Source organism: Glycomyces lechevalierae (assembly GCF_027622945.1).
Lineage (GTDB): Bacteria > Actinomycetota > Actinomycetes > Mycobacteriales > Micromonosporaceae > Glycomyces > Glycomyces rutgersensis.
Map to the genome: position 1 here is coordinate 1 of NZ_JAPZVQ010000017.1, position 25,862 is coordinate 25,862.

General features: G+C 69.7%; 22 protein-coding genes and 2 pseudogenes. 11 read left to right on the forward strand and 13 right to left on the reverse strand.

The window, feature by feature from the left end:
• The 4 genes and pseudogenes from O2L01_RS25770 to O2L01_RS21235 all read left to right on the forward strand — a co-directional run.
• A pseudogene (locus O2L01_RS25770) lies at positions 1–167 on the forward strand (ABC transporter ATP-binding protein); the annotation flags it as partial.
• Positions 167–2,965, forward strand: a complete 2,799-nt coding sequence (locus O2L01_RS21225) for an FtsX-like permease family protein (RefSeq protein WP_270124037.1) — start codon at positions 167–169, stop codon at positions 2,963–2,965. The pseudogene O2L01_RS25770 and the gene O2L01_RS21225, both read left to right, overlap by 1 nt.
• 1,233 nt (positions 2,966–4,198) lie before the next feature.
• Complete coding sequence (locus O2L01_RS21230; protein WP_270124038.1) at positions 4,199–4,396, forward strand: hypothetical protein; 198 nt, start codon at positions 4,199–4,201, stop codon at positions 4,394–4,396.
• Complete coding sequence (locus O2L01_RS21235; protein WP_270124039.1) at positions 4,393–5,055, forward strand: hypothetical protein; 663 nt, start codon at positions 4,393–4,395, stop codon at positions 5,053–5,055. Before O2L01_RS21230 ends, O2L01_RS21235 begins: the two co-directional genes overlap by 4 nt.
• A 638-nt stretch (positions 5,056–5,693) precedes the next feature.
• On the opposite strand, the pseudogene O2L01_RS21240 reads toward O2L01_RS21235, so the two are convergent.
• The 5 genes and pseudogenes from O2L01_RS21240 to O2L01_RS21260 all read right to left on the reverse strand — a co-directional run bounded on the left by O2L01_RS21240 (position 5,694) and on the right by O2L01_RS21260 (position 11,039).
• Positions 5,694–6,202, reverse strand: a pseudogene (locus O2L01_RS21240) (flavin reductase family protein).
• 19 nt (positions 6,203–6,221) lie between these two features.
• Positions 6,222–7,367 (reverse strand): LLM class flavin-dependent oxidoreductase, encoded by a 1,146-nt coding sequence (locus tag O2L01_RS21245; RefSeq protein WP_270124041.1) that lies wholly within the window; start codon positions 7,365–7,367, stop codon positions 6,222–6,224.
• A gap of 60 nt (positions 7,368–7,427) precedes the next feature.
• Positions 7,428–8,660, reverse strand: a complete 1,233-nt coding sequence (locus tag O2L01_RS21250; RefSeq protein WP_270124042.1) for an SfnB family sulfur acquisition oxidoreductase — start codon at positions 8,658–8,660, stop codon at positions 7,428–7,430.
• Positions 8,657–9,763 (reverse strand): dimethylsulfone monooxygenase SfnG, encoded by a 1,107-nt coding sequence (sfnG, locus tag O2L01_RS21255; RefSeq protein ID WP_270124043.1) that lies wholly within the window; start codon positions 9,761–9,763, stop codon positions 8,657–8,659. The genes O2L01_RS21250 and sfnG overlap by 4 nt, the downstream gene beginning before the upstream one ends.
• A gap of 34 nt (positions 9,764–9,797) precedes the next feature.
• On the reverse strand, positions 9,798–11,039 hold the full coding sequence (locus O2L01_RS21260; protein WP_270124044.1) for an acyl-CoA dehydrogenase family protein: 1,242 nt from the start codon (positions 11,037–11,039) through the stop codon (positions 9,798–9,800).
• 137 nt (positions 11,040–11,176) lie between these two features.
• On the opposite strand from O2L01_RS21260, the gene O2L01_RS21265 reads away from it, so the two are divergent.
• From O2L01_RS21265 to O2L01_RS21285, 5 genes are all read left to right on the forward strand, one after another.
• Complete coding sequence (locus tag O2L01_RS21265; protein WP_270124045.1) at positions 11,177–12,085, forward strand: LysR family transcriptional regulator; 909 nt, start codon at positions 11,177–11,179, stop codon at positions 12,083–12,085.
• A 480-nt stretch (positions 12,086–12,565) separates the two neighbouring features.
• Positions 12,566–12,853: a hypothetical protein gene (locus tag O2L01_RS21270; RefSeq protein WP_270124046.1), complete on the forward strand. Its 288-nt coding sequence runs from the start codon at positions 12,566–12,568 to the stop codon at positions 12,851–12,853.
• Positions 12,854–12,943: 90 nt separating this feature from the next.
• Positions 12,944–13,417, forward strand: a complete 474-nt coding sequence (locus O2L01_RS21275; protein ID WP_270124047.1) for a hypothetical protein — start codon at positions 12,944–12,946, stop codon at positions 13,415–13,417.
• A gap of 333 nt (positions 13,418–13,750) precedes the next feature.
• A complete protein-coding gene (locus O2L01_RS21280) occupies positions 13,751–14,137 on the forward strand; it encodes a hypothetical protein (RefSeq protein ID WP_270124048.1) in 387 nt (128 codons plus the stop codon).
• Positions 14,134–14,748 (forward strand): TetR/AcrR family transcriptional regulator, encoded by a 615-nt coding sequence (locus O2L01_RS21285; protein ID WP_270124049.1) that lies wholly within the window; start codon positions 14,134–14,136, stop codon positions 14,746–14,748. The genes O2L01_RS21280 and O2L01_RS21285 overlap by 4 nt, the downstream gene beginning before the upstream one ends.
• Before the next feature lie 222 nt (positions 14,749–14,970).
• Here O2L01_RS21285 and O2L01_RS21290 read toward each other — a convergent pair whose 3' ends face one another.
• Positions 14,971–15,780, reverse strand: a complete 810-nt coding sequence (locus O2L01_RS21290) for an oxidoreductase (RefSeq protein WP_270124050.1) — start codon at positions 15,778–15,780, stop codon at positions 14,971–14,973.
• Positions 15,781–15,873: 93 nt separating this feature from the next.
• Between O2L01_RS21290 and O2L01_RS21295 the strand changes: the two genes are divergently transcribed.
• Positions 15,874–16,452, forward strand: a complete 579-nt coding sequence (locus O2L01_RS21295) for a TetR/AcrR family transcriptional regulator (RefSeq protein WP_270124051.1) — start codon at positions 15,874–15,876, stop codon at positions 16,450–16,452.
• Between the two features lie 222 nt (positions 16,453–16,674).
• A complete protein-coding gene (locus O2L01_RS21300; RefSeq protein WP_270124052.1) occupies positions 16,675–17,472 on the forward strand; it encodes a hypothetical protein in 798 nt (265 codons plus the stop codon).
• Here the strand turns inward: O2L01_RS21300 and O2L01_RS21305 are convergent.
• Genes O2L01_RS21305 through O2L01_RS21335 form a run of 7 tightly spaced genes read right to left on the reverse strand, consistent with a single transcriptional unit; the run spans position 17,426 to position 25,464 of the window.
• Positions 17,426–18,682 carry an MFS transporter gene (locus O2L01_RS21305; RefSeq protein WP_270124053.1) on the reverse strand — a complete coding sequence of 419 codons (1,257 nt, stop codon included), beginning with the start codon at positions 18,680–18,682 and terminating at the stop codon, positions 17,426–17,428. The two genes, O2L01_RS21300 and O2L01_RS21305, sit on opposite strands and share 47 nt — an antisense overlap.
• A 14-nt stretch (positions 18,683–18,696) precedes the next feature.
• Positions 18,697–19,854, reverse strand: coding sequence for an ATP-grasp domain-containing protein (locus tag O2L01_RS21310; RefSeq protein WP_270124054.1), 1,158 nt, complete (start codon positions 19,852–19,854; stop codon positions 18,697–18,699).
• On the reverse strand, positions 19,851–21,056 hold the full coding sequence (locus O2L01_RS21315) for an ATP-grasp domain-containing protein (RefSeq protein WP_270124055.1): 1,206 nt from the start codon (positions 21,054–21,056) through the stop codon (positions 19,851–19,853). The genes O2L01_RS21310 and O2L01_RS21315 overlap by 4 nt, the downstream gene beginning before the upstream one ends.
• 1 nt (position 21,057) lies before the next feature.
• Positions 21,058–22,092 (reverse strand): cupin domain-containing protein, encoded by a 1,035-nt coding sequence (locus O2L01_RS21320; protein WP_270124056.1) that lies wholly within the window; start codon positions 22,090–22,092, stop codon positions 21,058–21,060.
• Positions 22,089–23,270, reverse strand: coding sequence for an FAD-dependent monooxygenase (locus O2L01_RS21325; RefSeq protein WP_270124057.1), 1,182 nt, complete (start codon positions 23,268–23,270; stop codon positions 22,089–22,091). The genes O2L01_RS21320 and O2L01_RS21325 overlap by 4 nt, the downstream gene beginning before the upstream one ends.
• A complete protein-coding gene (locus tag O2L01_RS21330; RefSeq protein WP_270124058.1) occupies positions 23,267–24,475 on the reverse strand; it encodes an aminotransferase class I/II-fold pyridoxal phosphate-dependent enzyme in 1,209 nt (402 codons plus the stop codon). The genes O2L01_RS21325 and O2L01_RS21330 overlap by 4 nt, the downstream gene beginning before the upstream one ends.
• Positions 24,472–25,464 (reverse strand): FkbO/Hyg5 family chorismatase, encoded by a 993-nt coding sequence (locus O2L01_RS21335; protein WP_270124059.1) that lies wholly within the window; start codon positions 25,462–25,464, stop codon positions 24,472–24,474. Before O2L01_RS21335 ends, O2L01_RS21330 begins: the two co-directional genes overlap by 4 nt.
• Between the last annotated feature and the right edge of the window lie 398 nt (positions 25,465–25,862).

Below are 25,862 nucleotides of genomic sequence, written 5' to 3' on the forward strand. Positions count from 1 at the left end.
AGCTGCTGCGCCGCCGCTGCGATGCGGGCGCGGCCGGGCTGCTGGTCACGCACGACGCGCGGCACGCGGGCTGGGCCGACCGGGTGGTGTTCCTCCGGGACGGACGCATCGTCGACTCCTCCGCGCCCGCAACTGAAGCCGAGTCGCTGCTCGAAGGGACTCGATGATGCTCGCGAACCAACGCCTGGCGTTCAGGATCGCGCGCCGCGAAGCGCTGCGCTACAAAGGACGCTCAGTCCTTTCCATCACCCTCCTCGGCCTGCCGCTCCTCGCCGTCGCCATCGGCGCGACCGCCTACGACACGGCGAAGCTCTCCAAAGAGGAGACCGCCGAGCAATACCTCGGCGCGAACGACGCCTACATCGAGTTCGCGATCCCCGGCGCGGCCATCGAGCAGTTGAACTGGGACGACCGGTGGGTCTCCTACGACGTCCCGGGCGACTCCGGATTCGAGGAAGTCCCGGAACGGGACGTGCCCGACACCGAGATCCTGGCGGCGCTCCCGGACGGAACCCGCCTCGCGCCCTACAGCCCGCAAGGCGGCGTCGGCATCGCCCTCCAAGCGGAGACCGACGACGGCATCGCGTCGGTCCAGGGCTACGGCTACGACCTGAGCGACGACCTCTATGCGAACGCCGGCATCGAATTCCTCGAAGGCGCGGCGCCCGGCGACGGCGAGACCGTGCTCAACGAGGCCGCCGCGGAACTCCTCGGCTTGGGCGTCGGCGACGACCTGGTCGTGGAAGGTGAGAACGGCCCCACCGAGATGCCTGTGAGCGGCATCGTCGAGATCCCGTGGAACCTCAACGAACCCATGGCGATCGCCGATTCGTTCGAGCCCGAGCCCCTGGGCTGGTTGGTCGACACCCCCGACACGCTCACCAAGGACCAGGCCCTCGCGCTCAACGAACTGGGCTTGACCGTCTGGGCCGGGTCGCTCTTGGACGAGCCGCCCGCGCCGCAGTTCGTCCAGTCGACGGCGCCGATCGACCAGGCCGAGCTCATGATCTACGGCCTCATCGTCGTCGCCGTGATCATGGAGGTCGTCCTCCTCGCCGGACCCGCGTTCGCGATCAGCGCGAAGCGGCGCACCCGCGAGTTCGCCCTCATGAGCGCCAACGGCGCGACCCCGGCCCAGATCCGCAGCGTCGTCCTCTCCGGCGGCGTCCTGTTCGGACTCATCGCCGCCGTGGCGGCGATCGCGGTCGGCGTCGGCATTGTCGCCGCGGCCACGCCGTGGCTCGAGGGGGTGCTCGGCTACCGCATCGCGGGTTTGCGGGTCATGCCCGGGCTCCAGGCGTCGCTCGTGGCCGTCGCGATCGCCACGGGCCTGCTCTCCGCGCTCGCCGCCGCGATCAGCGCCTCCCGCGTCAACGTCGTCGCGGCGCTCATGGGGCGGGCCGGCAGGCGAAGCGGATCGAAGCGTTGGATGGTCGTCGGCGTCGCGATGGTCGCCGCCGGCATCGCCTCCGGTCTGGGCGGCATCGCACTGTGGAGCCTGCCGCTGATGGCCGCGGCGATCGTCCTGGCCCAGCTCGGCCTGGTCACGTGCACCCCAGCGCTGCTCGCGCTGGCCGCGAAGCTCGGCCGGTGGATGCCGCTTGCGCCGCGCATGGCGCTGCGAGAGGCCGGCCGCAACCGCGGCTCGGCCGCCCCCGCGATCGCCGCGGTACTCGGCGTCGTCGCGGCGGGCATGGCCTTCTCGATGATCGCCGCCGCCACCGAGGCCCGGTCGGAGCAGGAGCAGGACCGGGACCTCCCTCAGGGGGCCATGACGTTGACGCTCATCAACAACGGCGGCAGCGACGTCGCCGTCGACTGGGACGCGGCCCTCGCGGAGGTCGAGCCGCGGCTGCGGACCCGCCTGGACGACCTCGAGCTGACGCCCGTCCCCGAGTACTCCGGCTGGGGCGGCTGCGGCGTCGTCACCGCCGGGCCGGGCCAGGACGTCGACTGCCAGTGGACCGCCGTGCGCCCGGAGGAGAACCGGTGCCCCTTCTGGAGCGCCGAGATCTCGACCGAGGAGGCCGAGCAGGCCGCCGTCGAGGCCGCTCGCGAGGACCCGCGCTGCGACGAGACCGTGGATCCCGCATGGGCCTATGTCGACAACGTCGCCGGGACGACCGATCCCGCCGTCGTCGCCGCCTACACCGATCTCGAAGGCGCCGAACTCGACAGCGCCGTCGATGTCCTCGAACGGGGTGGTGTGATCGTCGCCGACGAATGGGCCGTCACCGACGGCAAGGTGGCCTTCCAGCAGCAGATCACGATCTGGGACGAGAACGGCGGTTCGTCCGAACCGCAGGACACGTTCCTCGAACTGCCCGCCATCGCCGTCGACAAGGGGCAGCTCGGGATCAACGGGATGCTCCTGAGCCCGGCCGCGGCCGAGGCGATGGGCATGGAGCTCTCGCCGTGGCAGCGGGAGTACCTGGTGTCGACCTCGACCGAACCCGATTCCGCCGACCTCGAATCGCTGGCTGCCTCCCTCAACCAGGACTTCGCGGACGGCACCGCGCGTGCGAGCTTCGAGGTGGTCGATTACACCGACCCGTTCGTGTTCTACTTCGTGATCGCCGTGACCGGGCTCTGCGCGCTCGTGGCCCTCGGCGCCACGGCGGTGTCGACCGGCCTCATCGTCGCCGAGCAGCGGCGCGACATGTCCACCCTCGGCGCGATCGGTGCGGCGCCCAGTCTGCGCAAGCGGTTCGCCATGTGGCAGACGGTCGTCATCGCGGTCTTCGGCGCCGGCCTCGGCACGGTGGCCGGGTTCATCGGCTACGCGCTCATCCGCGAGACCCTGAACCGGCCGCTCCAGTTCCAGTACCCGTTCGCGGCCCTCTACGGTTGGGAACTCCCGTGGGCGAGCTTCGCGATCATGCTGATCGCGGTCCCGCTCACCGCCGCCCTCGGCGCGGTCGTCTTCACCCGGGCCACGCTCCCGAGCGAACGCCGCCTCACCTGACACCTGCGATAAAGGGCCCGCCCGCACCCGCGGGCGGGCCTGTGCTCGGTTCTAAAGCTTGTCCCGTTATCGAGTGGTAGCTGTTGCCACAATCCTTGAGCTATGCGAGATGGGCGAAATCGTCCTCACCTGGTCGCCATACCATCCAAGCGCGGTCGCTGAATCCCGAAAGCATGGCGATTTCGGGGCCGACAAGATGCGTGGGGGCCGGGTTCACGATGATCGTGCTGGTCCGCAGCTGAAGAGTCAGGCCGGTACCTGACGCTGCGGTGGCCGCTCGCACTTCCTCACCTATCAAGGCTCTGAGAGCGTCGGCATACCCTGGGGAGCTCTCCGTGATCCCCTGCGCACGTTCGCTCTGCAAGCCCCGAATCTCTGGCATGACGTAGCAGGTGAGGTATGGCGCCTCTCCCAGGCTCTCGAAGTGAAGTTGCATGTTGTCGCGAACGAACTGCACCGAGTACAGCTCGCCCCCAACGAGTCGGGTCAGTAGATCGTCGTCTTGGCCCTCGCCCACCGCTCTCGATCCTCCCGGTGTCGGCGGTCTTTCCTTCTGCGCTCAGGCTAAAGGAGCCACACTTCGCGCACTCCGAGGAGAGTTGTGTCTCATTCCCGAGTGCTTGCAGGGCTGCGGCTTCGGGTACCACCACCAGTAGAGGTGCGGGTGCCGCAGGTTCATGACCTGATGCGCTGCAACCCATCTGGGAATTCACGGCCGTCCCCTCGGCTCGTGCGCTCAACTACACTCGCAGCGAACCCCCACTCCCGATGAACACTCGAACTGTGGATGCCCGGCCGAAGCGGATCGCCCGTGCCTCGTGCACGCCAGACCCGTTCACGGAACTGGAGGTCTTGGTGACAGTGCCAGTAGACAGTTGCGGTGGTGACACCGACGTGTTCGGCGGCCGCCAGCAGCGACTGGCCGGCAGCGACAGCGTCAACAACCGCATAGCGCTGCTTGACTGTCAGTCTGCGGAAACGCTGGACTTTCGACGATGTGATGGGCCGCGTTCGGTGTGGTGCGTTGGGGGATCGCATCAGCACTCGCCTCCCGTGCGAGGTGCCTGGAGCCACTGCGGTCGTGACTGATGGGGGTGGCAACGGTAGCGCGCAGTTACGTTCCTCGGCTAGTGAGCGCGCAGTGCTTCCGCCTGCCAGCGTGTGCATCATGCGGCGGCGTACCAGGTCAGGAATCATGAGAGGAGGAACTGGCAAAACGCTCGGAGGTGCGGTGTGAAGTTCGATAATCGTTCTCGTCGCCGGTTCACTGTCGCCCTTGCCCTGCTCAACCTGGCCTTGCTGGCAGGTATCTGGCTCGCGCCGACTGAACGGCTGCACACGATCGCGACGATCACCTTGGTGATGTTCGTGATCGCTTCCGCATACCTTGTCGTCTTCGTGGCGACGCGGCCACGAGGAGACGACGAATGAAACTGTATGGGCACCTGCTGGTCGCTGCCGCGGTGGGACTCCTCCTGTCGGTCACGGCGACGAGTCCGGCCGCAGCCGCACCACTCACACCGCTCGAGCGGGGTTGCGCAGGCGAACAAGGCGACGACGGCCCGGTGAACGCCATCAACGCGGACGAACTCACACAGCGCACGAAGGCGCTCGTTGAGGATGGCGCCATTGCTCTGAAAGCGACCAACGCAGCTGATCTTCACTGGGGCCACGCCAACGCATACGAGTGGCCTGCAGGTTCATTCATCGGCATCCCGGCGACGAAGTTCAATGGTGACGCCTCCAGCCTCGCGGTCTTCTACGACCATGATGGCGGGCGCACAGACACAGTCGAAACATTCGTCGACCAGCGGGACGGGCGCCTGTGGGTCCAAGTGTGGCGAGACGGTGAGCGCACCCTCAACGCTGCCGTTGACGTCGAGGAAATGCCAGCGTGGTGGGGCGAGTTCGAGGGCTGCTTGAACCAGCACGGCAACGTATCGGCCTCGACCGCAGCTACGCTCGGCGCTATTTGCGCTGCTTCGTGCATGGGCACGCTCGGCACCGGATGTGTGATCTGCCTTGGAGCGGCTGGAGGCATCGGCGCAACTGCTCTTGGCTACTGCGCTGGGAAAGTCATGAACGATTGACGCGGGCCGCGCTCACGCTTCCGTGTGGCGCTGCCTGCTCCGCGCGCCAAGGCCGTCCATATGGCTTGTTCGATCGGGTCAAATTCCATGTCTCGCACGGTGAACCCGTGCCGTGCGTATGCGGCGATGACGTCATAGGCGAGGCGTGAAGCGAGGTCGCGGGCTGCGGCCAGGCTCACTGGGGTGGGCTCGCGAGCCGAGCGGTCCCGTTCCAGACGGCGATTGAGGTGGTCGATGAGGCGCGGATGGCCGCGAAGGCGGACTCCGCCTCCTGCGCGGACAGGCCGCACCCGGCCAGTACGACGTGAGGGCGCTACACCCTCTCGATTCGGGTCGCCTTTGACCCGGTGCGCAGACACGATGTGTCTTGCGCGCCGCAATGCTCAGGCCGCCCACTACTCGCACCAATGGTGACGCTGTGCGCGCGCCTTGGGGGATTTCGTCGCGTCCACTTGCGTGCACGAGCTCATCGTTCACAGCCACAACGGCTTCGGCTCGCCGTCGTGAAGGGAGGCGGTCGACATCGAGACGGACCAGCGTGCCTTCACGAACCGGCAGCGCACTGGTGTGGCCGGCCCAGGCGCCCTGGCGGGCCAGACGGGGATGGAGCCGTGGATCTCCGACGCTTCGACGTGCCGTCACGCCGGCTCGGCGAGACGGCTGAATCCGCTGCGGTGGAACACCAGTGGGCCGGAGGTGTCGGCGTGCTCCGCCGCGTGCAGTCGCAACAGGACGATCACATGGTCGCCCGCCTCGACCTCTCGGTAGATCGAGCAGTCGAAGCGCGCCAGGCCCTCGTCGAGCGTCACCGCGCCGTCCTCGCTGACGGTCAGGGCAAGGCCTTCGAAGCGCCGCTCGGGCGCACCGGCCAGTTGGCGGCACACCCCGCCGTGGTGATCGGCGAGCACGGTCAGGCCCAGTCGGGTCGCGCGGCGCAGGTCCGGCCAGGTCTTCGAGGTGGTCGCGACCGAGAACGACACCAGTGGCGGCTCCAGGCTCACCGAGGTGAACGAACTCGCCGCCAGGCCGGTGACCCGGCCGTCCACGCGGGCGGCCACGGCCACCACGCCGGTCGGGAAGACCCCGACGCTTCCCGCAGCCGCCGCGGGTCCAGGTCCTGGTTGGTCGTCATCGAGGGAGTGGTCATGGGGTGTCTCCAAATTGTGTCAGTCGGTGAACGGGACCGCCGCGGGTCTGCGGCGCCGCGGCGAAGGGTGCTCCCACAGGCCGCGCCGGGACAGCTCGGGCAGGACGCCTTCCCCGAACCAGTACGTCCCTTCCAGATGCGGGTAGGCCGAGAGCACGAACTCCTCGACCCCCACCTGGTGGTACTGCTCGATCAGATCGGCCACTTCGGTGTGCGAGCCGACCAGCGCGGTCCCGGCCCCGCCGCGCACCAGGCCGACCCCCGCCCACAGGTTCGGGTGGATCTCCAGGTCCCGCTTGGTGCCGCCGTTGAGGGCGAGCATCCGGCGCTGGCCCTCGGACTCGCTGCGCCGCAAGCCCGCCTGGACGCGGTCGATGGCCGCCTCGTCGATCCCGGCGAGGAGCCGGTCCGCCTCGGCCCAGGCCTCCGCGGCGCTGTCGCGGTTGATCACGTGGACGCGCAGCCCGAACCGGATCGGCCGCTCCCGCCCGGTCGAGGCCGCCAGCTCCCTGATCCACGCGATCTTCGCGGCGACCGCCTCGGGCGGCTCGCCCCAGGTCAGGTACACGTCGGCGTGCTCGGCGGCCACGGCCCCCGCCGCCGGTGACGACCCTCCGAAGTAGATCTCCGGAAGCGGGTCGGGCAGCTGCTGGAGCCGTGCGCCTTCCACCCGCAGATGCTTGCCGGAGAAGTCCACGGTCTCGCCGGTCCACAGGCGCCGCACGATCTCCAGGAACTCGCCGCACCGCTCGTAGCGCGCGTCCTTGTCCTCGAAGTCGCCGTACATGCGCTGCTCGTGCGATTCGCCGCCGGTCACCACGTTGAGTAGCAGCCGTCCGCCGGACAGCTCCTGGAAAGTCCCGGCCATTTGCGCGGCCAGGTACGGCGAGACGACCCCGGGCCGGAAGGCCACCAGGAACTTCAGTCGCTCCGACACCTGGCTGAGCATCGCGGTCGTGACCCATGCGTCCTCGCACCACGCGCCTGTGGGGGTCAGCGCGGCGGCGAACCCGTTGTCCTCGGCGGCCCGCGCGACCTGCCCGAGGTAGGAGACGGAGGCCGGCCGGGACGAGTCCCCGGCTTCGACCCCGTGTCCGCCGTCGACGACCTGGCGGCCGTCGCCGCCGTTGGTCGGCAGGAACCAGTGGAATTGCAACGCGCTCATGGTGTGCAGTCCTCTCGTCGCGTCTATGGGAGTTGTTCGGAAGGCCCCGACGGCGGCTCCCTACAGCTGGCCGTGCCGGGGCGGGGGCGCGCCGTCGAGGGCCCACCGGCCCAGGTGCTGGACCTTCCATGCGGCCGGGTCGTGGAGGGTGTGGATGCGGGCGTTGCGCCAGTGCCGGTCCAGGCCCACGCCCGCCAGGGCGCTGCGCGTCCCGGCGACCTCGAAGACCCGGCTCGCGATCGCGACCGATACCTGCGCGCTGGAGGCGCGGGCGGCGGCCACGGCGAGGCTCGCCTCGGCCGCACTGGCCTCGTACCGCTCGGCGTCGTCGAGCACGGCGTCGGCCGCGTCCACCTTGCGTGCAGCCTCGGCGAGCAGCGCCTCGTTCCCGCGCAGCGCCAGTTCCATCTCCCCGAAGGCGTGCACCGTGAGGGGATCGTCGGCGGCGCGCTCGACCCCCGCGTCCGGGTACGGGCGGCTCTTGTTCCGCACGAACTCGGCGGCCTCCTCCAAAGCGGCCCTGGCGATCCCGGCGTCGATCGCCGCGTGCAGCACTTGCGCGAACGCGCCGTACGTCTGCGGCCCTTCGAAAGTGGCCGCGTACGGGGTGATCCACTCGTCGGTCACCGCGACCTCCCGCAGCCGCACGGTGCCGCTCGCCGTGGTGCGCTGGCCGATCCCGTCCCAGTCGTCCACGACCTCGACGCCCTCGGCGTCGCGGCGCACCCACGCCACGTGCATCGGCCCGTCCACGCCCAAGTGGGTGAGGACGGGAATCCAGTCGGCGAACAGCGCCCCGGTGCAGTAGAACTTCGTGCCGTTCAGACGCCAGCGCCGCACCCCCTCGCCGGTGCGCCCGTCCGGCGTCAGCGCCGTGCGGTGATCCCGCACGTGCTTGGTGCCGAACTCGGTCTGCGCGTTCCCGAACCGTTTGCCTTGCAGCACTTCGGTGAACAGCCGGGCCCGCTGGTCGAGGTCGCCCTGCCAGCGCAGCTGGTTGACGTACACGAAGTGGCTGTGGGGGATCTGCGCGATGTTCGGGTCGCCTTGGGCGATCAGGCGGAACACCTCGGTCACGGTGGCCGCGTCGAGGTCGGCGCCGCCGTAGGCGGCGGGGACGGTGATCGCGAGGAGCCCTGAGGAGGCGAGGCGGTCGAGTTCGGCGTAGGGGAGGGCGCGGCGGGCGTCGCGTTCGGCGGCTCCGGCGGCGAACTCCCCGGCCAGGCTCGACGCCGCGGCGATGGCCGCTGCGGCGTCGAGCACCGGCACCTGCGTACAGGCGGGGTCGCTCATGACACCTTCTCCCGTTCTGCCGCTTCGAGTTCGCGCACGATCGGCAGCACGTGCTCCCCGAAGTACGCGACGTCCTCCAGGTAGTGGAGGAACCCGAGCAGCAGCAGGTTCACGCCGCGGCGCTTGTACTCGATGATGCGGTGGGCGATCTGCTCGGGCGTGCCGATAAGACCGGTCCGGAACCCGTCGTTGTACTGGACGAGGTCGGCGAACTCCGAGTCCTGCCACATGCCGGTCTTGTCGCCTGTGGACTGGCCGGCCTGTTTGACGGCGGCCCCGAAGCCCGCGACGGCCTCGCGGTCGGCCTTGTCGATGATCTCGCGCAGCACCTCCCGCGCCTCGGCCTCGGTGTCGCGGGCGATGAGGAACCCGTTGACGCCGAAGCGGACCGTGCGGCCGTGGACCTGCGCGACCTCCCGGACGTCCCGGATCTGCGCCTCGACGCCCTCGGGGGAGTTCCCGTTGGCGAAGTACCAGTCCGAGACCCGCCCGGCCATACCGCGCGCGTCGATCGAGTTGCCGCCCTGGAAGACCTCCGGGTGCGCCCGGCCCTCGCCCGCGACCGGCTTCGGCTTCAGGTCGAAGTCGTGGAGCCGGTAGAAGTCGCCGCTGAACTCGGCGTGCTCGGAGGTCCAGATCTCCTTGACGTACCGGATGAACTCCTCCGAGCGCCGGTAGCGCTCACCGTGTTCGAGCCACGGTTCGCCGAGCTTGGTGAACTCGTCCTTGAACCAGCCCGAGACGACGTTGACCGCGGCACGCCCGCCCGAGAGCTGGTCGGCGGTGGCCACCCACTTCGCCAGCACCCCCGGGTGCCACAGTCCCGGATGGATCGCGGCGATCACCTTGAGCCGCTCGGTGGCCAGCAGCAGCGCGAGACTGAAGCTGGTGGACTCGTGCTGGTATGCCGCCCCGTACGAGGCGATGTAGCGGACCTGCGAGAGCGCGTACTCGAAGCCGTTGTCCTCCGCGAGCCGGGCGAGCCGCTTGTTGTAGTCGTACCCCCAGTCGGTGCGCTGCTCTATCTTGCTCACCACCAGGCCCCCGCTGACGTTGGGCACCCAGTAGGCGAATTTCAGCGGCTCGGAAGCCGATGCGTTCATGGACTCCTCCAAAGGGATTGGACTGAATGGACGGTCACGTGTACCAGGTGGGCGCGGGCAGCTCGCCCGTGAGCGCGTAGCGGCCGACCTCGGCCCGCTTGTGCGCCACCGGGTCGTGGAGCGAGTGGGTGCGGATGTTGCGCCAGTACAGGTCGAGCCCGACCGCGTTCGCACTGGCGCGGGCGCCGGTGACCTCGAAGATCCGGGTGCCGATCTCCAGCCCCGCGTCGATCGCGGTCTGCTTCGCTGCGGCGATGACCACCGCGGCCTCGCCGCGTTCCTCGGGTGTCACCGAATCGGCGTGGGCGTTGATCGCCTCGATCTGCGCGGCGGCCCGCTCGGCGAGGGCTTCGGCGGCCCATAGCTTCGAACGCAGGTCGCCGTAGGCCTCCTGGACGTAGAACTCGTCGACGCCGCGGTCCTTCCGGTCGGCGGCATACGGCCAGGCGCGGGTGTGGGCCACCGTGTACGCCGCGGCCCGGGTGAGCGCGCCCTCGGCGATGCCGAGGTAGAAGTTGGTGAAGACCAGCTGGATGAGCGGGACGTTCAGGGTGTTGTAGATGCGGGGGACGAATTCGTGGCCGCCGTCTGCGGTCTCCGTGTACCCGGCCGCGGCGGCCCAGGGAACGCGGACGCCCTCGATGAGGGCCGAGCCGCTCTCGGTGAGGCGCTGGCCGAGGTTGTCCCAGTCGCCGGGGAAGGTGATGCCGTCCTGGTCGGTGGGGACGATCGCGAAGACGTGGTCGTCGGTGCCTTCCAGGATGCCTTCGAGGACGGTGACGTTGGAGACCTTGCCTCCGGTGGAGAAGGTCTTCTTGCCGGTGAAGACGAGTTCGCCGTCCTCCTCGCGGATGACCAGGTCGTCATCGCGCGGGTTGACGGCCCCGCCGAAGAACCAGTTCTCCTGGGCCGCTTGGCGTTCGACCGCCTCGATCTGCTCGGGGGTGGCAACCAGGCGCGCGGCCCAGGCCCACAGATAGTGGTAGCCGATGAGCTGGCCGATGGAGCCGTCTCCGGCGGCGACGGCGCGGATGACACGGTAGGCGGTGGTCCAGTCCTGGCCGCCGCCGCCGTATTCGGCGGGGGCGAGGAGCGTGACGAGGCCGGCGTCCTTGAGCAGCTGGACCTCTTCGTAGGGGGTCTGCCCGGCGCGGTCGCGTTCGACCGCGTCCTCGGCGAGCAGCGCCGCGACCTCGTGGGCGCGCCGCACCCATGCGTCGGCGGTCTGCGGTCGCTGCGACCAGTCGGGAGCGGTCCCCGGTGCTTCCTTCGTCATTGTGCTCGAGCCCTTCCTCGTAGTAACCTTTTCCTATCAACTTACTAGGAAATGCAACGGGGGAGTAGCTCTCGAACATCGGTTCGGCCGATACCCCGATCGGCGGTGCCGATGGGTCTCTCGAAGGCGGGCAACGGATGCGCATCGAACAACTGGAGTACGTCGCGGCGGTGACGCGGTACGGGTCGCTGCGGCGCGCGAGCGAGCACCTGCACGTCTCGCAGCCCGCCCTGAGCGAGGCGATCAGCAAGCTTGAGCGCGAACTCGGGGTGACGCTCTTGGAGCGGCGCCGCGAGGGCGCTCGGATCACCTTGCGCGGCAAGGAGCTCCTGGAGCACATGATGGGCGTGTTGGAAGCGGTCGATCGCCTCCAATCGGCCGCGGGCGTCCCGGGCGCCGCGAGCAGCGCCATCCGCGTCGGCACCGTCAACGCCGGAACGGCGAGTCTGCTCCTGCCCGCGATCCGCGACTTCCACCGGGACCGCACCGGCGCGCGCGTCGAGGTCCGGGCACTCCAGCAGGGCGAGATCGAGGCCGGACTCGCCGACGGCTCACTGGACCTGGGTCTGGTGAACGCTCTCGACGACTTCGCGGTGCCCACCCGCCTCGACGGCGCCGTGCTCCGCGAAGGCCGCCCGGTCGCGGTCCTTCCCGGCGCCCATCAGCTCGCCTCGCAGGCCGAAGTGAGCGCCGCGGACCTGCGCGCCGAGCCGTTCGTCGGGATGCGCTCGGGATACGTCATGCACCGCTTCGCCCTGCTGCTCTTCGAAGGCCGCCTGCCGACCGCGTGGCACAGCGTTGACGGCGCCGAGATGGGCAAGATGCTCGTCGCCGAGGGACTGGGCGCGACGATCCTCCCCGACTACTCGGTCCACGGCGATCCGCTCGAACGCAGCGGCCTGATCACCGTGCGGCCCATCAAGGACGACCGGACCCGGGTCACGATGTGGCTCCTGCGCCGACGCGGCGGACGGCCCCCGGCGGTCGTGGACGACCTAGTCGCGCGCTTCAGGGCCCGATCGGCCGCCGCGGGAACCTGGCGGTGACACCACCTGTCACGGCAGCCGTAATCTGTTGTGTTGCAGGTGTTTCGCTGGTAGTGCGATCTCCTTGCGCGAATTCGGTGGCGCCTGCCGGCCTCCGACTGGGCAAGGCGTCGACCTGGCGGAAGCGAAGTCCGAACAGGATCTGACCGCCGCCGACGAAACGTACAGACAGGACACTCTGCGGCTGGCTCAGCTGTTCCCGGTCAGCGAGCACAACCGCCCGGCAGAGACCGACGAGGACGACAGGGTCAACGAGGACGTCGAAGTCGACGAGTGGGACGTGTTCCGACAAGGGCCATCCGTACGAGTTGGACACATGCACAGAGTTCGAGTGGACGGAGGACTGCGAGACCGAGGACTGACCTCCGGACGAAAAGTGACGAGATCGCCACGGATCGTGGGCGATCAAGGAAGAATCTGGAACGCCGCCGACCGCTTGCCGAGCGGTCGGCGAAGTCCGACGCTGAAGGAGCATCGCCCATGACCCGCATACCGCGAACCCGCCGCCTGCTCATCGCCGCACCGCGCTGCTGCTCGCCGCGGCATCGACCGCGCTGGCTGCGAGCCCGGCGTACCGGCGGCGCGGGCGATTGCGGCAATATCAACGGTGGCAACGGCACCGACACGGTCATCGTCACCGCCGGGATCGGCTTCCCTACCGGGGAGGCTCAGACCGACACCGGCAGCCTCGACGGGGGAGCAGACACCGACGTCTGCCAGCTCCTCCTCGGCACCGTCGCCGGATCCGTCACCGACTGCGAACTCTGACCGACCCGGGCGGGCCGGGTCGCCCGGCGCGCCCGGACTTGCATTGCCCGAGACACGGATTCGCGGCGAGCGGATCGAACAGGAGCGTTCATGGCGGCAAGAATCGTCGCGGCGGTCGCCGCGCTCGCAGTCCTCCTTATCGTCGCTCCGGCGGCCGGAACCGAGACGGAGTCCGTGGAGGAGCGCCGGTTCGTCAACGCGCACTTCGGGACCTGCCTGGAGGCCAGCTCGTTCCAGGAGACCGTCGAGGGCGCGCCGTGCTCAGCCGAAGCCGGTGACTACCAGATCTGGTACGCGATCCAGAGCGAGCAGGGCGGTCCCATGCAGATCATCAACAAGGCCACCGGCTACTGCCTTGAGGGATACCTGCCGACCGTCCTCCAGCTTCCCTGTTACGGCTCGTCCAACCCTTCGCAGCAGTGGAAGCCCGTCCCGGGGGACGGCGGGGCCGTGGCCTACGAGAACCTCGGCTACCCCGGGCGGCTCTCTCAGGGGAACCCGAACTGGTTCACGATCGGCCTCTCGACCGCCCCGCTCGGTCCCGAGGGCCTCTGGGTGAAGTGAGCATGCGAAAGGCCCCGGGCGCCGCACACGTCTTGACCAGGCGCCCGGGGCCTTTCGGGTCTCGCTAGCGCGTGATGCGGTCCAGGTTGGGCCCTTCACCGGCAGGGCCGCAAGCGCCTCGGAGAGGCCGGGGCCGGCGAGACCGAACGGGCCGGTCAATGTCCCTGGCCCCATGGGACCGGGTCGCGCTCCAGCTGTCGGTGGTTGCGAGCACCAGCGGTAACGCGATCTTCTACGACGCGGACTCGCCCGCGCGCCCGCTTGCCGTGGGGTCGCAGGTCTGGGATCCAGATTTATTGACCGTATGGTCAATAGAGGGATACTATTGACCGCATGGTCAATAGTATTTCCGCCGTCCGCGTCGGGGCGATGCACCGGGCCGTCGGTGCTTACGCAACGGTTGCGCTCGGCACGCTCGCCGCGCTAGCGGTCATGTCAGTCGTCGCGCCACGACTCGCGACCTCCGAAGCCTGGGGGCATGCCGTCATCGTCGGCGTCTTCGCGCTCCTGCTGGTCATGCGGTCGCGTGCCGCCCGCGGCGGCAGTGCTGCCGGGCTGCGAGCGGTCGTTGTCATCGCCGGGATTCTCACCGCCGCGAACCTCGTCGAAGCCGCGATCCCTGGACTCTTCCCATCCTGGATGCGGGTGGAGATGCTCGCCGTGGCCGCGCTGACTCTGCTGGTCATGGTCCTCGCAGTCAAGGCCCGAAGGGCCGCATGAGCGCGCCGCCCGGAGGCCCGCGCCGGCGGCTCGATGAGGACCGCCGCCGAGCCCAGATCATCACCGCAGCCGTCGAGGTGCTCGATGAGGTCGGCTACGGGGCGGCGACGCTCACGCGGATAGCCGACTGCGCCGCTGTCTCAAAGGGCCTGATCTGGCACTACTTCACCGGCAAGGATGATCTGATGACCGCCGTCGCCGAGTCCACACTCACGACGCTCACCGACGGCATCGCCGACGGTCTGGACCGCACCGCGCCGGTTCCCGACGTCTTGCGCTCAGCTTTGCGCGGTGCCGCCGACCTGAGCCGGACGCACCGCAAGGAGTTGAACGCGCTTTACCGCATCGTGCACAATCTGCACGGCCCCGACGGCACACCGAAGATGACGCTCGCCTTCTACGAGACGACGTACCAGGCGCAGGAAAACCTGTTCAGGCGCGGCCAGGTGGAAGGTTCGCTCAGGGACTTCGACACCCGCGTCATGGCCGTCACCTACCAAGGCGCCGTTGACATGATGCTCGGGTACCTCAACGAACACCCCGAAACCGAACCGCGCGCGTACGCCGACGCACTCGCCGACTTGCTCCTCAACGGCATCGAGCGCAGTTGAAATGATCGCTCGTGCGAGGGCGTCGCCCTGGGAACATCGGTCCGAAGAGCCAATTTCGGAGCCAAGTTGGCTCCTGCTTTCTCCTTTGTGGTCTGTTGCGGGTCGCCGGGTCGCCTTGTCGAGGAGTTCTTTGGAGTTTCGATTTCTGCCGTGCAACGCCGCCGGGCCGCGGGAATCCGGAGTGGATTCGCGCGGCCCGGCGGCGTGCCTGTCGGTCGGTGGTCAGGCGGGGAGCTTGTTGAGCTTGCGGATCGCCTTGTCGAAGACCCCCGCCGGGACGAAGCGGCGCTGGCCGCTGATACGCCGCGCGGTCGCGCCCGCGGTGTACCGCAGGCGCGGTTTCCGGTCGGTGGCAGCGGCGACGATGACGTCCGCGACGACCTCAGGGGCGTCGCCGCCCTGCATCGCGACCGCCATCACCTCGTCGAAGGTCGTGCGGCGCTTCGCATAGAGCGGCAGCGACACCTCGGGCGGGACGGCATTGGCGTCGAACGAGGTCTTGGTGTACGCGGGCTCGACGATAAGCGCGCGGACGCCGAACTCGCGGACCTCGTGGTCGAGCGATTCGGTGTAGCCCTCGACCGCGTGTTTGGACGCGACATAGGAGGCCATGTACGGGTTCGGGATGAGACCGAGCACGGACGAGAGGTTGATGATGCGGCCACCGCCCTGGGCCCGCATGTGCGGCAGCACGGCCTTGGTCATGCGGATGAGACCGAAGACGTTGATGTCGAAGACGCGCTCCTCCTCGGCGACGGAGCGTTCCTCGACGGCGCCGACCGAGCCGATCCCGGCGTTGTTGACCAGGACGTCAATACGCCCGTGCCGCTCGATGACCTGCTGGACGGCGGCCTGGACCGAGGACGCGTCGCCCACGTCGAGCGGGACGAAGGACACGCCGACGGCGCTCCCGGTGCCGCTGCGGCTGGTGCCGACGACCTCGAAGCCCTCGTCGGCGAGGGCTAGGGCCGCCGCCTCGCCGATGCCCGAGGATGCTCCCGTCACGAGCGCTACCTGCTTCTTCACTGCCATGCCGAACTCCTCAAGGATGGTATTATGATCATAATACCATGATCGCCAGGGGCGCCGGATCGAACGGAATCCGCGGCGGGAGAGGATGGCGGGATGCGGTACACGGACGACCACAAGCAGACGACGAGGCAGCGGATCATCGCGGCCGCGGGCCGCCGTTTCAAACAGAACGGCATCGACGGCTCCGGCATCGCCGCCGTCATGAAGGACGCCGGGCTGACCAACGGCGCCTTCTATGCGCACTTCGCATCGAAGGACGACCTCGTCGCCAACGTGATCGCCGACCAGCTGCGGACCCAGATCGCGGACCTCGACGCTCTACCGCCCGGCCGCGCCGGGATCGAGGCCTACGTGCGCTCGTACCTGTCTCCCAAGCACCGCGACCACCCTCAGGACGGCTGCCCCTCGGCCGCCCTGCTCGACGAGATCGGACGCTGCGGCGACCAGGCGAAGGCCGTCTACTCGGACGGGACACAGGCATTCGTCGGCGAGATCGCCGCGCGCCTGGCCCCTGAGGACCCGCAGTCGAAACTCGAGCAGGTCGCCAGCGCCTTCGCGCTGATGATCGGCACGCTCCAACTCTCCCGGGCCACCACCGATCAAGCCCTCTCCGCCCAGATCCTCGAACGGGGCGCCCGCAACGCCCTCGATCTCATGCACGCCGAAAGCTGAAGCTCCACAGGGGACTGAACGGTGTGCCTGCATGGTGTCTGCACCCGCCCGGCTCGGGGTCGACGATGCCCGCGTCCGCGCTGTGCGATCGCCCGTGGCCGATAGGTCCGCTGCGGATCTGCGCCGAAACCGGAGCATTCCTGTTGCGAATGGGCCGTTCGGCCCCCGAGTTCCAGCGGTCCGCCTGAGCCCATTTCGCCTCAGCAGTGCCATGCTCGGGCGATGAGCCGAGTGGACAGCGACGAAGCGTACGTACTGGACCTCTGCGACGAAGTCCTCGGCAGCGCAGGTCTGCGCCAGCACCGGTTCGACTGGCTGGTGGGCGATCCCGACGGACAGGGCCGCCGAGTCCAACTCCCGGTGGACGGGTACTGGCCCGAGCACCGACTCGTCATCGAATACCAGGAACGCCGGCACGAGGAACCGGTCGCGCACTTCGACAAGCCCGACCGCCCCACGGTGAGCGGCGTGCACCGCGGCGTGCAGCGCGCCCGCTACGACGCCCGCCGCCGGACTGAGATCCCCGCCCACGGCCTGCGCCTGGTCGAGATCCGCCACACCGACCTGGCCGCCGGACCCCGTGGCCTGCACCGCGAGCGCGTAGCCGACCTGAAGGTCGTCGGCTCCCTGCTCCTACCCGAACCGGTGGCCTCCGAAGTGGCCGGTGCGGCCGATCGCGTGCTGGAAGCCTTCCAGCGCTGGCTGATCGCCGAGGGCTGGGAGCCGACCGTCCCCGAGTCGGGGCGGCACCTCATCGAAGCCGTCCGGGGCGAGGAGCGTCTGATCGGACAGGTGAAGGGCCACACGGCGTCTGTCGGCACGGACGTCGACACCGGGTACGGGCAGCTCCTGCGCCGGATGGCCGACGCCCCGGGCATCCGCTACGCCTTGATCGTGCCCACTTCCGTGCTCCCGCATGCCGAGCGCGTTCCCGATCACGTGCGCCGCCGTCTCGGCATCGACCTCTACGAAGTCACCGACGCCGGGGCGGTGACCCACCGCGCGAACTGGCGCCTCTGAGCGCGCTTCGACCGGCTGCGGCGGCGTGCGGATCGCGGATCCGGGAGGCTTGGAGGAGGAAGTAGCCGGCCACCAGGACGAGGCCCGCGGCCGGGGCCCAGAAGACGGTTCCTGCTGCGGGCCAGACGATGCCGGTGACCGTGGTGATGCCCAGCCAGGTTCCGGCGGATTCGGCGCCGCCTCTGACCGCTCCGGCGACGCCGTAGGCGGCCACGTTGGACATGCGGCCCCTCACCTCGGCGACCTGGGCGTCGTAGGCGGGGCCGAAGACCAGCTCGGCGAGCGTGAACACCACCATCGCGGCGTAGGCGACCGCCAGGGACGCGTGGCCGGTGAACCCGAAGAGGAGCACCGCGATCGCCAGCGCCGCATGGGCTCCCGGGAGGATCGCGAGTGCGGCGGCGCGCGGCCGGGCGCGGCGGCGGCGCTCCAGCCAGGCGGTGAGGGGGGTCTGGAGCACGATCACCATGACGGAGTTGAGGACGAAGAGGTACGAGATCGACTTCGAGCCGACGGTGTCCGCGGTGAAGGTCGGCAGCACGTTGAAGACCTGCGCGTACGCGATCCAGGTGATCGCGGTGAACCCCAGGAAGAGCCAGAAGGCCCCGCGTCCGCCGGTCGCCGGTTCCTCTCCCGCGCCGGCCGCCGGCCGCTCGTCGACGCTCGGCACCAGCCGCAACGCGGCCAAGGCACCCGCATACAGGGCCACCGCGCACCAGATCAGCAGCCCGGGGGCTTCGGCGATGACGTAGCCGCCGGCGGCGATGCCCGCCGCTGAGCCCGCGTTCACCGCCAGGTTGAGCTTGGAGAAGGCCCACAGCCGCTGTTCGGGGGAGTACGCGACGACGACGAGGGCCTTCAACGCGGCGGTCGCTGAGGAGAACGCGAGCCCGAGCACCGACGCGAGTGCGATCCACGCGGCGAGGTCGTCGCCCGCGTAGATCGCCATCGCGCCCGCGGCCGTCACGGCCGTGAGGTACGCGATCACGACCGACCGTTTGAGGCCGATGCGGTCGAGGACCCGCGCGGCCATCATGCCGCCCGCGCGTCCGAAGAACAGGCAGAGCGCGACGACGGTGGCGGCCTCCGCGCCGGCGAGGCCGCGTGCGTCGATGAGCCACAGCGCCAGGAAGGGCACCAGCAGGAAGTAGGCCGCCGCGCTGCACCCGCGTACGGCGAGGAACGCCAGCTCGGCGCGTTTGGTCGACACTCAGTTCCCTTCGCTCACGTGCGGTCCACCAGCACCTGGTCGAGCGCGTGGTTCGCGTTGTCAAGGGCCTCTTGCGGATCGCGGCCGATCGCGACGACGCCGAGGGGCCGGTCGAGTGAGCTTTCGGCCTCGTGGAGCTCCAGTCCCGGTTCCAATGCGGACTCGACGAGGTTGACGCCGGGCATGTGCCGGGCGATGTCGATGCCCGCGACCCTCGCGACCGTGCCGGCCTCGAAGGCCCGGTACTGGGTCGTCGCCCAATAGGTCTGGCGCGCTGCGAACTCGGGGTGGCCGCCGGTCGCGGCGGTGACGCTCTCCGCGATCGGGTCGATGCCGGTCGCGAGGGTGACGAGTTTGGCGATGTGGTCGCCGCCCGAGCGAGTGTGGGTCTCGATGACTCTGGGGCCCTTGGGCGTCAGCTTCAGCTCGGTGTGGGTGACGCCGAGCCGGACGCCGAGGAGGTCGAGGAAGTCCACGGTGAACGCGGTCAGCTCCGCGGTCTCGGCCGCGGTGAGCCTGGCGGGGAACAGGTGCCCGGACTCGACCACGGTGCCGGGGAACAGGAACTTCTCGGTGACCCCGAGGATCCGGTGCACGCCGTGGACGCTCAGGGCCTCCACGGAGTACTCGGGTCCTTCGAGGTATTCCTCGACGAGCACCGGGTAGTCGAGGTCGGCGGCCTTGCGGGCGTCGACGAGGACCCGGACGCCGATCGAGCCCGCGCCGTCGCGCGGTTTCACGACCACGGTGCCGTGCAAGGCGATCATGTCCGCCACGTCGCCGGGGTCGTTGGCCATGCGGTTGGCGACGGCGAAGCGCTCGTCGCCTTGCAGCACCGCCCGCATGGCGCTCTTGTCGACGGCGGCGGCCGAGGCCCGGGCCGGGTTGGACGGGAGTCCGAGCCGCCGGGCGAGTTCGTCGGCGAGGACGAGCGCGGCCTCGCTGTGGGTGATCACTCCGGCGATCCGCTCGCGCAGGCCGGCCGCGTTCAGTTCCCCGATGACGACGCCGGCGTCCCCGGCGTGCTCGATCACCAGCGCGCTCAACGGTTCCGCATACGCGGGCGCCGCGGCGGTGAAGACCGAGACGGCTTCGAAGCCTTTGGCGCGCACCCTGTCGAGGAGGTTGGGTTTGGGGTTGCAGACGAGGACGAGGTCCTTCCGGTCGCTCATTCGCTGCTCACTTCGACCCGGTAGGCGCCGTAGATCTCCTTGGTGAGCCGGTCGACCTCGGCTCGGCCGTCGGCTTTCGCGAAGACGAGCATCGCGGCGGTCGCGGAGTTCTGGCGGGTCGGCACGGTGTCGCCGACCTTGAAGTTGGTGACGACGTCGACGACGCCGTCGATCTGCCGCAGCTGGTCCTCATCGGTGAGTTTCACGATCCGGCCGGGCGGCACGGTCAGGTACCAGTGGGCGATCGGCCCGTCCCCGGGCGTCTCGGCGGTCTTCGGGGCGCGGCCGAGGGCCATGTCGAGGCAGGCGGTCCAGATGTCGACGCCGGTCTGGAGCGCGATGGCGTGCGGGATGCCGCCTCCCGCAGGGCGGCAGGCGATCTCGCTCGCGAGCAGGCCGTCGGCGGTCTTGAAGAACTCCATGTGCGTCACCCCGTCCTGGAGGCCGGTGGCGGCGACGGCGCGGCGGTGCAGTTCGAGGATCTGCGCGGTGGCCTCGTCGTCGTCCGGGAGGATCCGGGATCCGAACTGCTCGCCGTGGCCGAGCACGGGCACGAGGTACTCGCTGGCCTTCGCGAACCGGACCTCGCCGCCGTCGACGATCCCGTCGCAGTGGTATTCGGTCTTGATGTCGACGAGGGCTTCGACGACGAGCGGGCAGGTGAGCTTGCGGATCGCGTCGGCGTCGTGGCTCGCCGCGAACGCCCGGGCGTCGGCGGCGGAGTCGAACTTGTAGATGTCGAGCGAGCCGCCGCCGACGGCGGGTTTGACGACGGCGGGCCAGCCGACCTCGTTCCCGGCGTGCTCGATCCGGTCGACGCCGGCGGCCATCGCGAACGCGGCCTGCGGGAGCCCGGCCTCCTGGAGCCGCAGTTTCATCACGTACTTGTTGGTGAGCGCGTTGGCGGCCGTGAAGCCGATCCCGGGGATGCCGAAGTACTCGCGCACGAACGCGGCCTGGGCCTGTCCGAGCTCGAAGGGCATGAACACGCGGTCGATGCGGCGGTTGCGCAGCACCGTGAGGACTTCGGCGCGGAGGCTTTCGAGGTCCTGCACGTTGTCGACGAGCCGCACGTCGACGCCCGGTCCGTAGGCCTGGAGGTGCCCCGGTTCGGTGATGACGGTGAGGAACTGGGGGAACAGGGCCTTGAGCACGTGGTCGGGGAGTCGGTTCTTCTTGACGTGGATGAGCAGGATGTTCATGTCAGGCTCCAAGGGTGTCGGCGGAGGTCTGCTCGCGCCAGAGGCCGAGCGCGGTCTGGGCGGCGCGGTCGCTGTAGGAGAAGACGACGGCCGCGCCGTCGTCCACGTGGTGCGCGTAGGGGGTCCAGGCGGGGATGACGAGCACGTCGCTCGGCCCCCACTCGTAGGTCTGGCCGCCCACGGTGGTGGTGCCGGAGCCTTCGACGGGCACGAACACGGTCGCGTCGGTGGACCGGTACGCGCCTTTGCCGGGCCCGGCCGGGAGCAGGCTCAGGAAGGCGCTCATGGTCTTGAGGATCGGCCCGCCCGTCGACGGGTCGATGTACTCGGCCTCCCAGCCGCGCACCGGGTGCGGCAGGTGGTGGGCGGCGAACTGCTCGAGCCGCTGCAGCGCGTCCCGGTACGGGTAGACGGCGACGGGGTTGGTCCGCTGCGCCCGGTCGGTCGGCTTCAGGCCCGCGGCCCAGAGGCCCGCGCGTCCGTCCGGTTCGGACTCCTGGGTCCTGGCCGGGAAGTTCTCCATGAACGAGGCGTCGTAGAACGCGACGGTGGGGATGTCGAGCGCGTCGAGCCAGATCGTGTCCTCGGCGGGCGCGCCGTCGTTGCCGTGGTCGTGCCAGGACCACGGCGGGGTCACCACGACGTCGCCGAAGCCCATGCCGATCTTGTCGCCGTCGACGGTGCTGTAGGCGCTCTCGCCTTCGAGGATGAGCCGCAGCGCCGATTGCGTATGCCGGTGCGCGGGGGCGATCTCGCCGGGTCGCACGAGCTGCAGTCCGGCGTAGAGACTCCGCGTGATCGAGGAGGTGCCGGGCAGGGCCGGGTTCTCGAGGATGAGGACGCGCCGCTCGGCCTGTTCGACGCTGATGAGTTCGCCGGCGCGCATGAGGTGTTCGCGGGCCTTCGCGTACGGCCAGTGGTGCGCCGCGGCGGCACCGGCCGGCTCGGGGCGGACGAGGTCTTTGAAGCGGTCCCAGAGGGGGACGAGGCCGTCTCCGGCGATGGACGTCGAGTACTGGTCGAGGCGTGTGCTCATGCGGTTCCTCCGAACGGGGTGTACAGCCAGGTGAGGTGGTCGAGCAGGCGCTCTTCGTCGAGGCCGAGGAGCATGGCGTCGCGGCGCTTCGCCGAGGCCGCGCTGGGGTGGTAGACCTCCGTGGCGAGCCATCGCGAGAGCCGCTGGACGCGGGCGGTGCGGTCGCGGCGCTCGGCGGCGTACCGGTCGAGGGCCGCTCCGGGATCGGCGTCGTCGGCGAGGCGGTCGGCGAGCACGGCGGCGTCCTCGATCGCCGTGCACGCTCCCTGGGCCGCATATTGGAGCATCGGGTGCGCGGCGTCGCCGAGGAGCGCCGCGCGGCCCTTGACCCACGTGTCGGCGGGCTCGCGGTCGCGCAGCGTCCAGCGCCGCCATCCGGTGCCCGCGTCGAGGAACGCCCGGGCCTGGTCGCCTACGCGGTCGAACAGTCGCCGCACGTCGGCGTCGGGCACCGGTTCGCCGCGGGCGATGTCGGTCGACCCGTCGTTGACGGTGATGACGGCGTTGTAGACCTCGCGGTCCTTGAGCGGGTAGTGCACGAGGTGGCAGTCCGGCCCGGCCCACAGCACGGCCCCGTCGACGCGGCAGTGCTCGGGCATCCGCTCCGGCGGGATCAGGCAGCGGAACGTGGCGTGGCCGGAGGGGATCGGGTCGCCGTCGCCCACGATGCGCTGCCGGAACCGCGAATGGAGCCCGTCGGCGGCGATGAGGCACCGGCCGTTCCACCGGCGCCCGTCGGCGCCGCGCGCCTCGACCCCGTCGGGGTGCTCCTCCCAGTCGGCGATCTCGGCGGACGGCACGAGCAGGATCCGATCGGAGGCCAGGCAGGTCTCGTAGAGCGCCTTGAGGAGGTCGCCGCGGTGGATCACGCCGTACCCGGCGGCGAACCGCTCCCGGAAGGCCCCTCGCAGGTCGAGCCTGATGAGCCTCCGACCTTCGAGCGCGTCGCGGATCTCCAAGTAGCCCACCGGGATCAAGCGCTCGCGCACCCGCCCGCCCGCGCCGATCAGGTCGAGCACGGCGAGCGCGTTGGGGCCCAGCTGGATCCCGGCGCCGATCTCGTCGAAGGCCGGGTTCCGTTCGAGCGCGATCGAGGCGATCCCCTTGCGGGCCAGCGCGACCGCCGTCGCCAGGCCGCCGATGCCGCCGCCCGCGATCAACACGGGGAGGCCGCTCATGCCGCCACTCCGCGTTTGAGCAGGATCGGCGCGAGCCGTTCGAGCGCCTGCCGGGTCGTGGCGAGGTCGTGGACCATCGCGACCCGCACGTACCCGGCTGCGGGCCAGGTTCCGTCGTGCGCCTCGGGCCCGAGGTAGGAACCCGGGACGACGCGGAGCCCGGCGGACTCCCAGCATTCGACGGCCGCCGCCTCGTCGTCGTCGACGCGCAGCCACAGGAACATCCCGGCCTCCGGGGACCGGTACCCGGGCAGTCCGCCGAGAATCGCGTCTGCCGCGTCGAACAGCTCCCGGTAGAAGCCCCGAATCCGCTCCACATGCGACTCGTCGTCGAGCAGGTCCGCGGCGGCGGCCATGTTCGGGCAGCCCACGGTCCCGGCAGCGTAGGCGCGAAGATCGATGAGCCCCTTGACGAGTTCGCGGTCGCCGGCCGCGAAGCCGATGCGCAGGCCCGGCGCGGAGGACCGCTTCGACAGCGAGTTCACCGCCAGCACCTGCGCGTACGGGTCCCCGTCCGCGCCGAGGTCGGCGCAGGCGCGCAGCACGCCGTACGGCGCCTGCGTCCGGTAGATCTCGCTGTAGCACTCGTCCACGGCGAGCACGAACCCGTGCCGCCGCGCCAGCCGGACCGCCCGCCCGAGGTACTCCCGGTCGGCCACCGCGCCTTCGGGATTCGTGGGGGAGCAGACGGTGAGCAGCGCGATCTCGGGGCCGAGCCGGTCCACCTCGCCCAGGTCCGGCAGGAATCCGCCGTCCTCGGCGGACGGCAGGAAGACCGCGTCCAGCCCGGTGAGCCGCGCCGCGGCCCGGTACGGCGCGTAATGCGGGGTCGGCATGAGCGCCAGGCGGCCTCGGTCCCTTGCGGCGAGCAGACCGAGCTGGAACAGCACTTCGCGGGCCCCCGAACTCGGCATCACCGCATCGGGCGCGAGCGGCGGGTCCAGTTCGAACCGGCGGTTGAGCCAGCCCGACGCCGCCTCCCGGAACGCGGCCGTGCCCTCGTTGCGCGGGTAGGACCCGAGCGTCGACCCGTGCTCGGCGAGTCGGGCGCCGAGCCACTCCGGGGGGGCGACCCGCGGCTCTCCGATCGTCAGGTCGACGACGGGCCCGGGCGGCGGCTCGATCCCTTCGAGCAGGGCCGCCACGCGCGGGAACGGATGCGCGCCGAGCCGCGCGATCTCCGGGTTCACCAGTGTGCCGCTCAAACCCGCACCGCCGCCCCGCCGACGACGGCCTCGATCTCGACCAGCAGGTCTCCGCGGCAGATGTCCACGTTGAACACCGCCAGTGCGGCGCCGCCGAAGGTCGCCTCGCAGAAGGCCTGCACGAACGGCACGTGATGCGCATGGCGCACATACGCCTTCACCGTGTCCACATCGGCGAGCGCCTTCGACGGCCCGTAGCAGTTCGCGATGAGCTCGGCGATGTTGTCCGCGGTCGTCGCGCACTGCTTCTCGATGTCGCCCTCGAACACCGTCTCGTGGCCGAGGATGCTCGCGGTCCCGGAGACGAACAGCGTCGGCGGTTCGCCGCGGCGCGCGGTCATCGCCGTCGCCCGCGCGAAACTCGGGCTGCGCGGGCCGTACCGCTCGGGGTACCGGTATGCGGGCGTCTGCCTGCGGTTCTCGATGTGCCGCACCTCGGTGTCCTTGACCGCCAGCAGGAAGAACGAGATCCCGCTGCCGGTCGTGCCGATGCCCGTCGCGGCCGGCATCGAGTTGTAGAACTCGGGGTGGGCGGCGAACGCGTCCGAACGGCCCTTGCAGAAGTCGCGGTAGACCTCCAGGCCGTCCGCGTTCGCGGCGTTGATCGTCTCGATGAAGTTCCAGACGCGCAGCAGCCGCCGGTAGCCGTGGCCCTCGAGGAAGTCGAAGACCTCGCGGTAGCGCCGCTCCACGACCGGCGCGTACACCGACCGGTGCTCGATCGTGGCCGCGCAGAACGCCACCTCGTCGCCGAGCGCGAACCGGATCCCGCCCGCGGCGCCGATCTCGGGCGGCTCCTCGCACCACCAGGTCTCCCGGTGGCCGGGCTCGCCGGGCCGCGCCATCGGCACCGTCATCGCGACGTGCCCTTCGCCGAGCTCGAGCGAGGCGGGAGCGCTGCGGAACTCGACCGCGGCCATGCGGAACGCGCCGCCGGGCGGCGGGGCCGCATCCTCCTCAGTACAGGAATGCAGGGTGGAACTGATCAAACTGGTCACCTCGCCGGGAAGTCAGACTTGCGCGCGAAAGGCGCAGGCCGAGGCGGAAGCGCACACGCCTTCGTGATCGCCTTCCGCAATACAGTGAACAACTCGAGAATGAGGTTCGACGCCAGGGGAAAGGTTCGCAATGGCAGTTTCGGCGCCGGTAGAAATCCTCCGAGAATCTAGCATGACGCACCGATCATGTCCGATCACAGTTCTCTGGCAAAACAGTGAACGAGGGAATATTTGCAGTTCAGCGGCGTAATGAATCTTGAAAAGTGTTCTGAGTCACAAGAATCATGCGACGCAATCGCCTCATTTGAAACTCCTATCAAGATCAACTTCCGCGTTATCGATCACCGCTATCGGTAAACGATCTTGCCGGTAGATCCACCATTCGGTTA

Bases quoted from the DNA above. Each gene is read 5' to 3' on its own strand.
- O2L01_RS21310 (WP_270124054.1), bottom strand. From the start codon at position 19,854: ATGAGCGACCGGAAGGACCTCGTCCTCGTCTGCAACCCCAAACCCAAC.
- O2L01_RS21315 (WP_270124055.1), bottom strand. From the start codon at position 21,056: ATGAACATCCTGCTCATCCACGTCAAGAAGAACCGACTCCCCGACCAC.
- O2L01_RS21270 (WP_270124046.1), top strand. From the start codon at position 12,566: ATGACCCGCATACCGCGAACCCGCCGCCTGCTCATCGCCGCACCGCGC.
- sfnG (WP_270124043.1), bottom strand. From the start codon at position 9,763: ATGAACGCATCGGCTTCCGAGCCGCTGAAATTCGCCTACTGGGTGCCC.
- O2L01_RS21235 (WP_270124039.1), top strand. From the start codon at position 4,393: ATGAAACTGTATGGGCACCTGCTGGTCGCTGCCGCGGTGGGACTCCTC.
- O2L01_RS21265 (WP_270124045.1), top strand. From the start codon at position 11,177: ATGCGCATCGAACAACTGGAGTACGTCGCGGCGGTGACGCGGTACGGG.
- O2L01_RS21295 (WP_270124051.1), top strand. From the start codon at position 15,874: ATGCGGTACACGGACGACCACAAGCAGACGACGAGGCAGCGGATCATC.
- O2L01_RS21285 (WP_270124049.1), top strand. From the start codon at position 14,134: ATGAGCGCGCCGCCCGGAGGCCCGCGCCGGCGGCTCGATGAGGACCGC.
- O2L01_RS21280 (WP_270124048.1), top strand. From the start codon at position 13,751: ATGGTCAATAGTATTTCCGCCGTCCGCGTCGGGGCGATGCACCGGGCC.
- O2L01_RS21275 (WP_270124047.1), top strand. From the start codon at position 12,944: ATGGCGGCAAGAATCGTCGCGGCGGTCGCCGCGCTCGCAGTCCTCCTT.
- O2L01_RS21245 (WP_270124041.1), bottom strand. From the start codon at position 7,367: ATGAGCGCGTTGCAATTCCACTGGTTCCTGCCGACCAACGGCGGCGAC.
- O2L01_RS21260 (WP_270124044.1), bottom strand. From the start codon at position 11,039: ATGACGAAGGAAGCACCGGGGACCGCTCCCGACTGGTCGCAGCGACCG.
- O2L01_RS21250 (WP_270124042.1), bottom strand. From the start codon at position 8,660: ATGAGCGACCCCGCCTGTACGCAGGTGCCGGTGCTCGACGCCGCAGCG.
- O2L01_RS21225 (WP_270124037.1), top strand. From the start codon at position 167: ATGCTCGCGAACCAACGCCTGGCGTTCAGGATCGCGCGCCGCGAAGCG.
- O2L01_RS21300 (WP_270124052.1), top strand. From the start codon at position 16,675: ATGAGCCGAGTGGACAGCGACGAAGCGTACGTACTGGACCTCTGCGAC.
- O2L01_RS21290 (WP_270124050.1), bottom strand. From the start codon at position 15,780: ATGGCAGTGAAGAAGCAGGTAGCGCTCGTGACGGGAGCATCCTCGGGC.
- O2L01_RS21320 (WP_270124056.1), bottom strand. From the start codon at position 22,092: ATGAGCACACGCCTCGACCAGTACTCGACGTCCATCGCCGGAGACGGC.
- O2L01_RS21325 (WP_270124057.1), bottom strand. From the start codon at position 23,270: ATGAGCGGCCTCCCCGTGTTGATCGCGGGCGGCGGCATCGGCGGCCTG.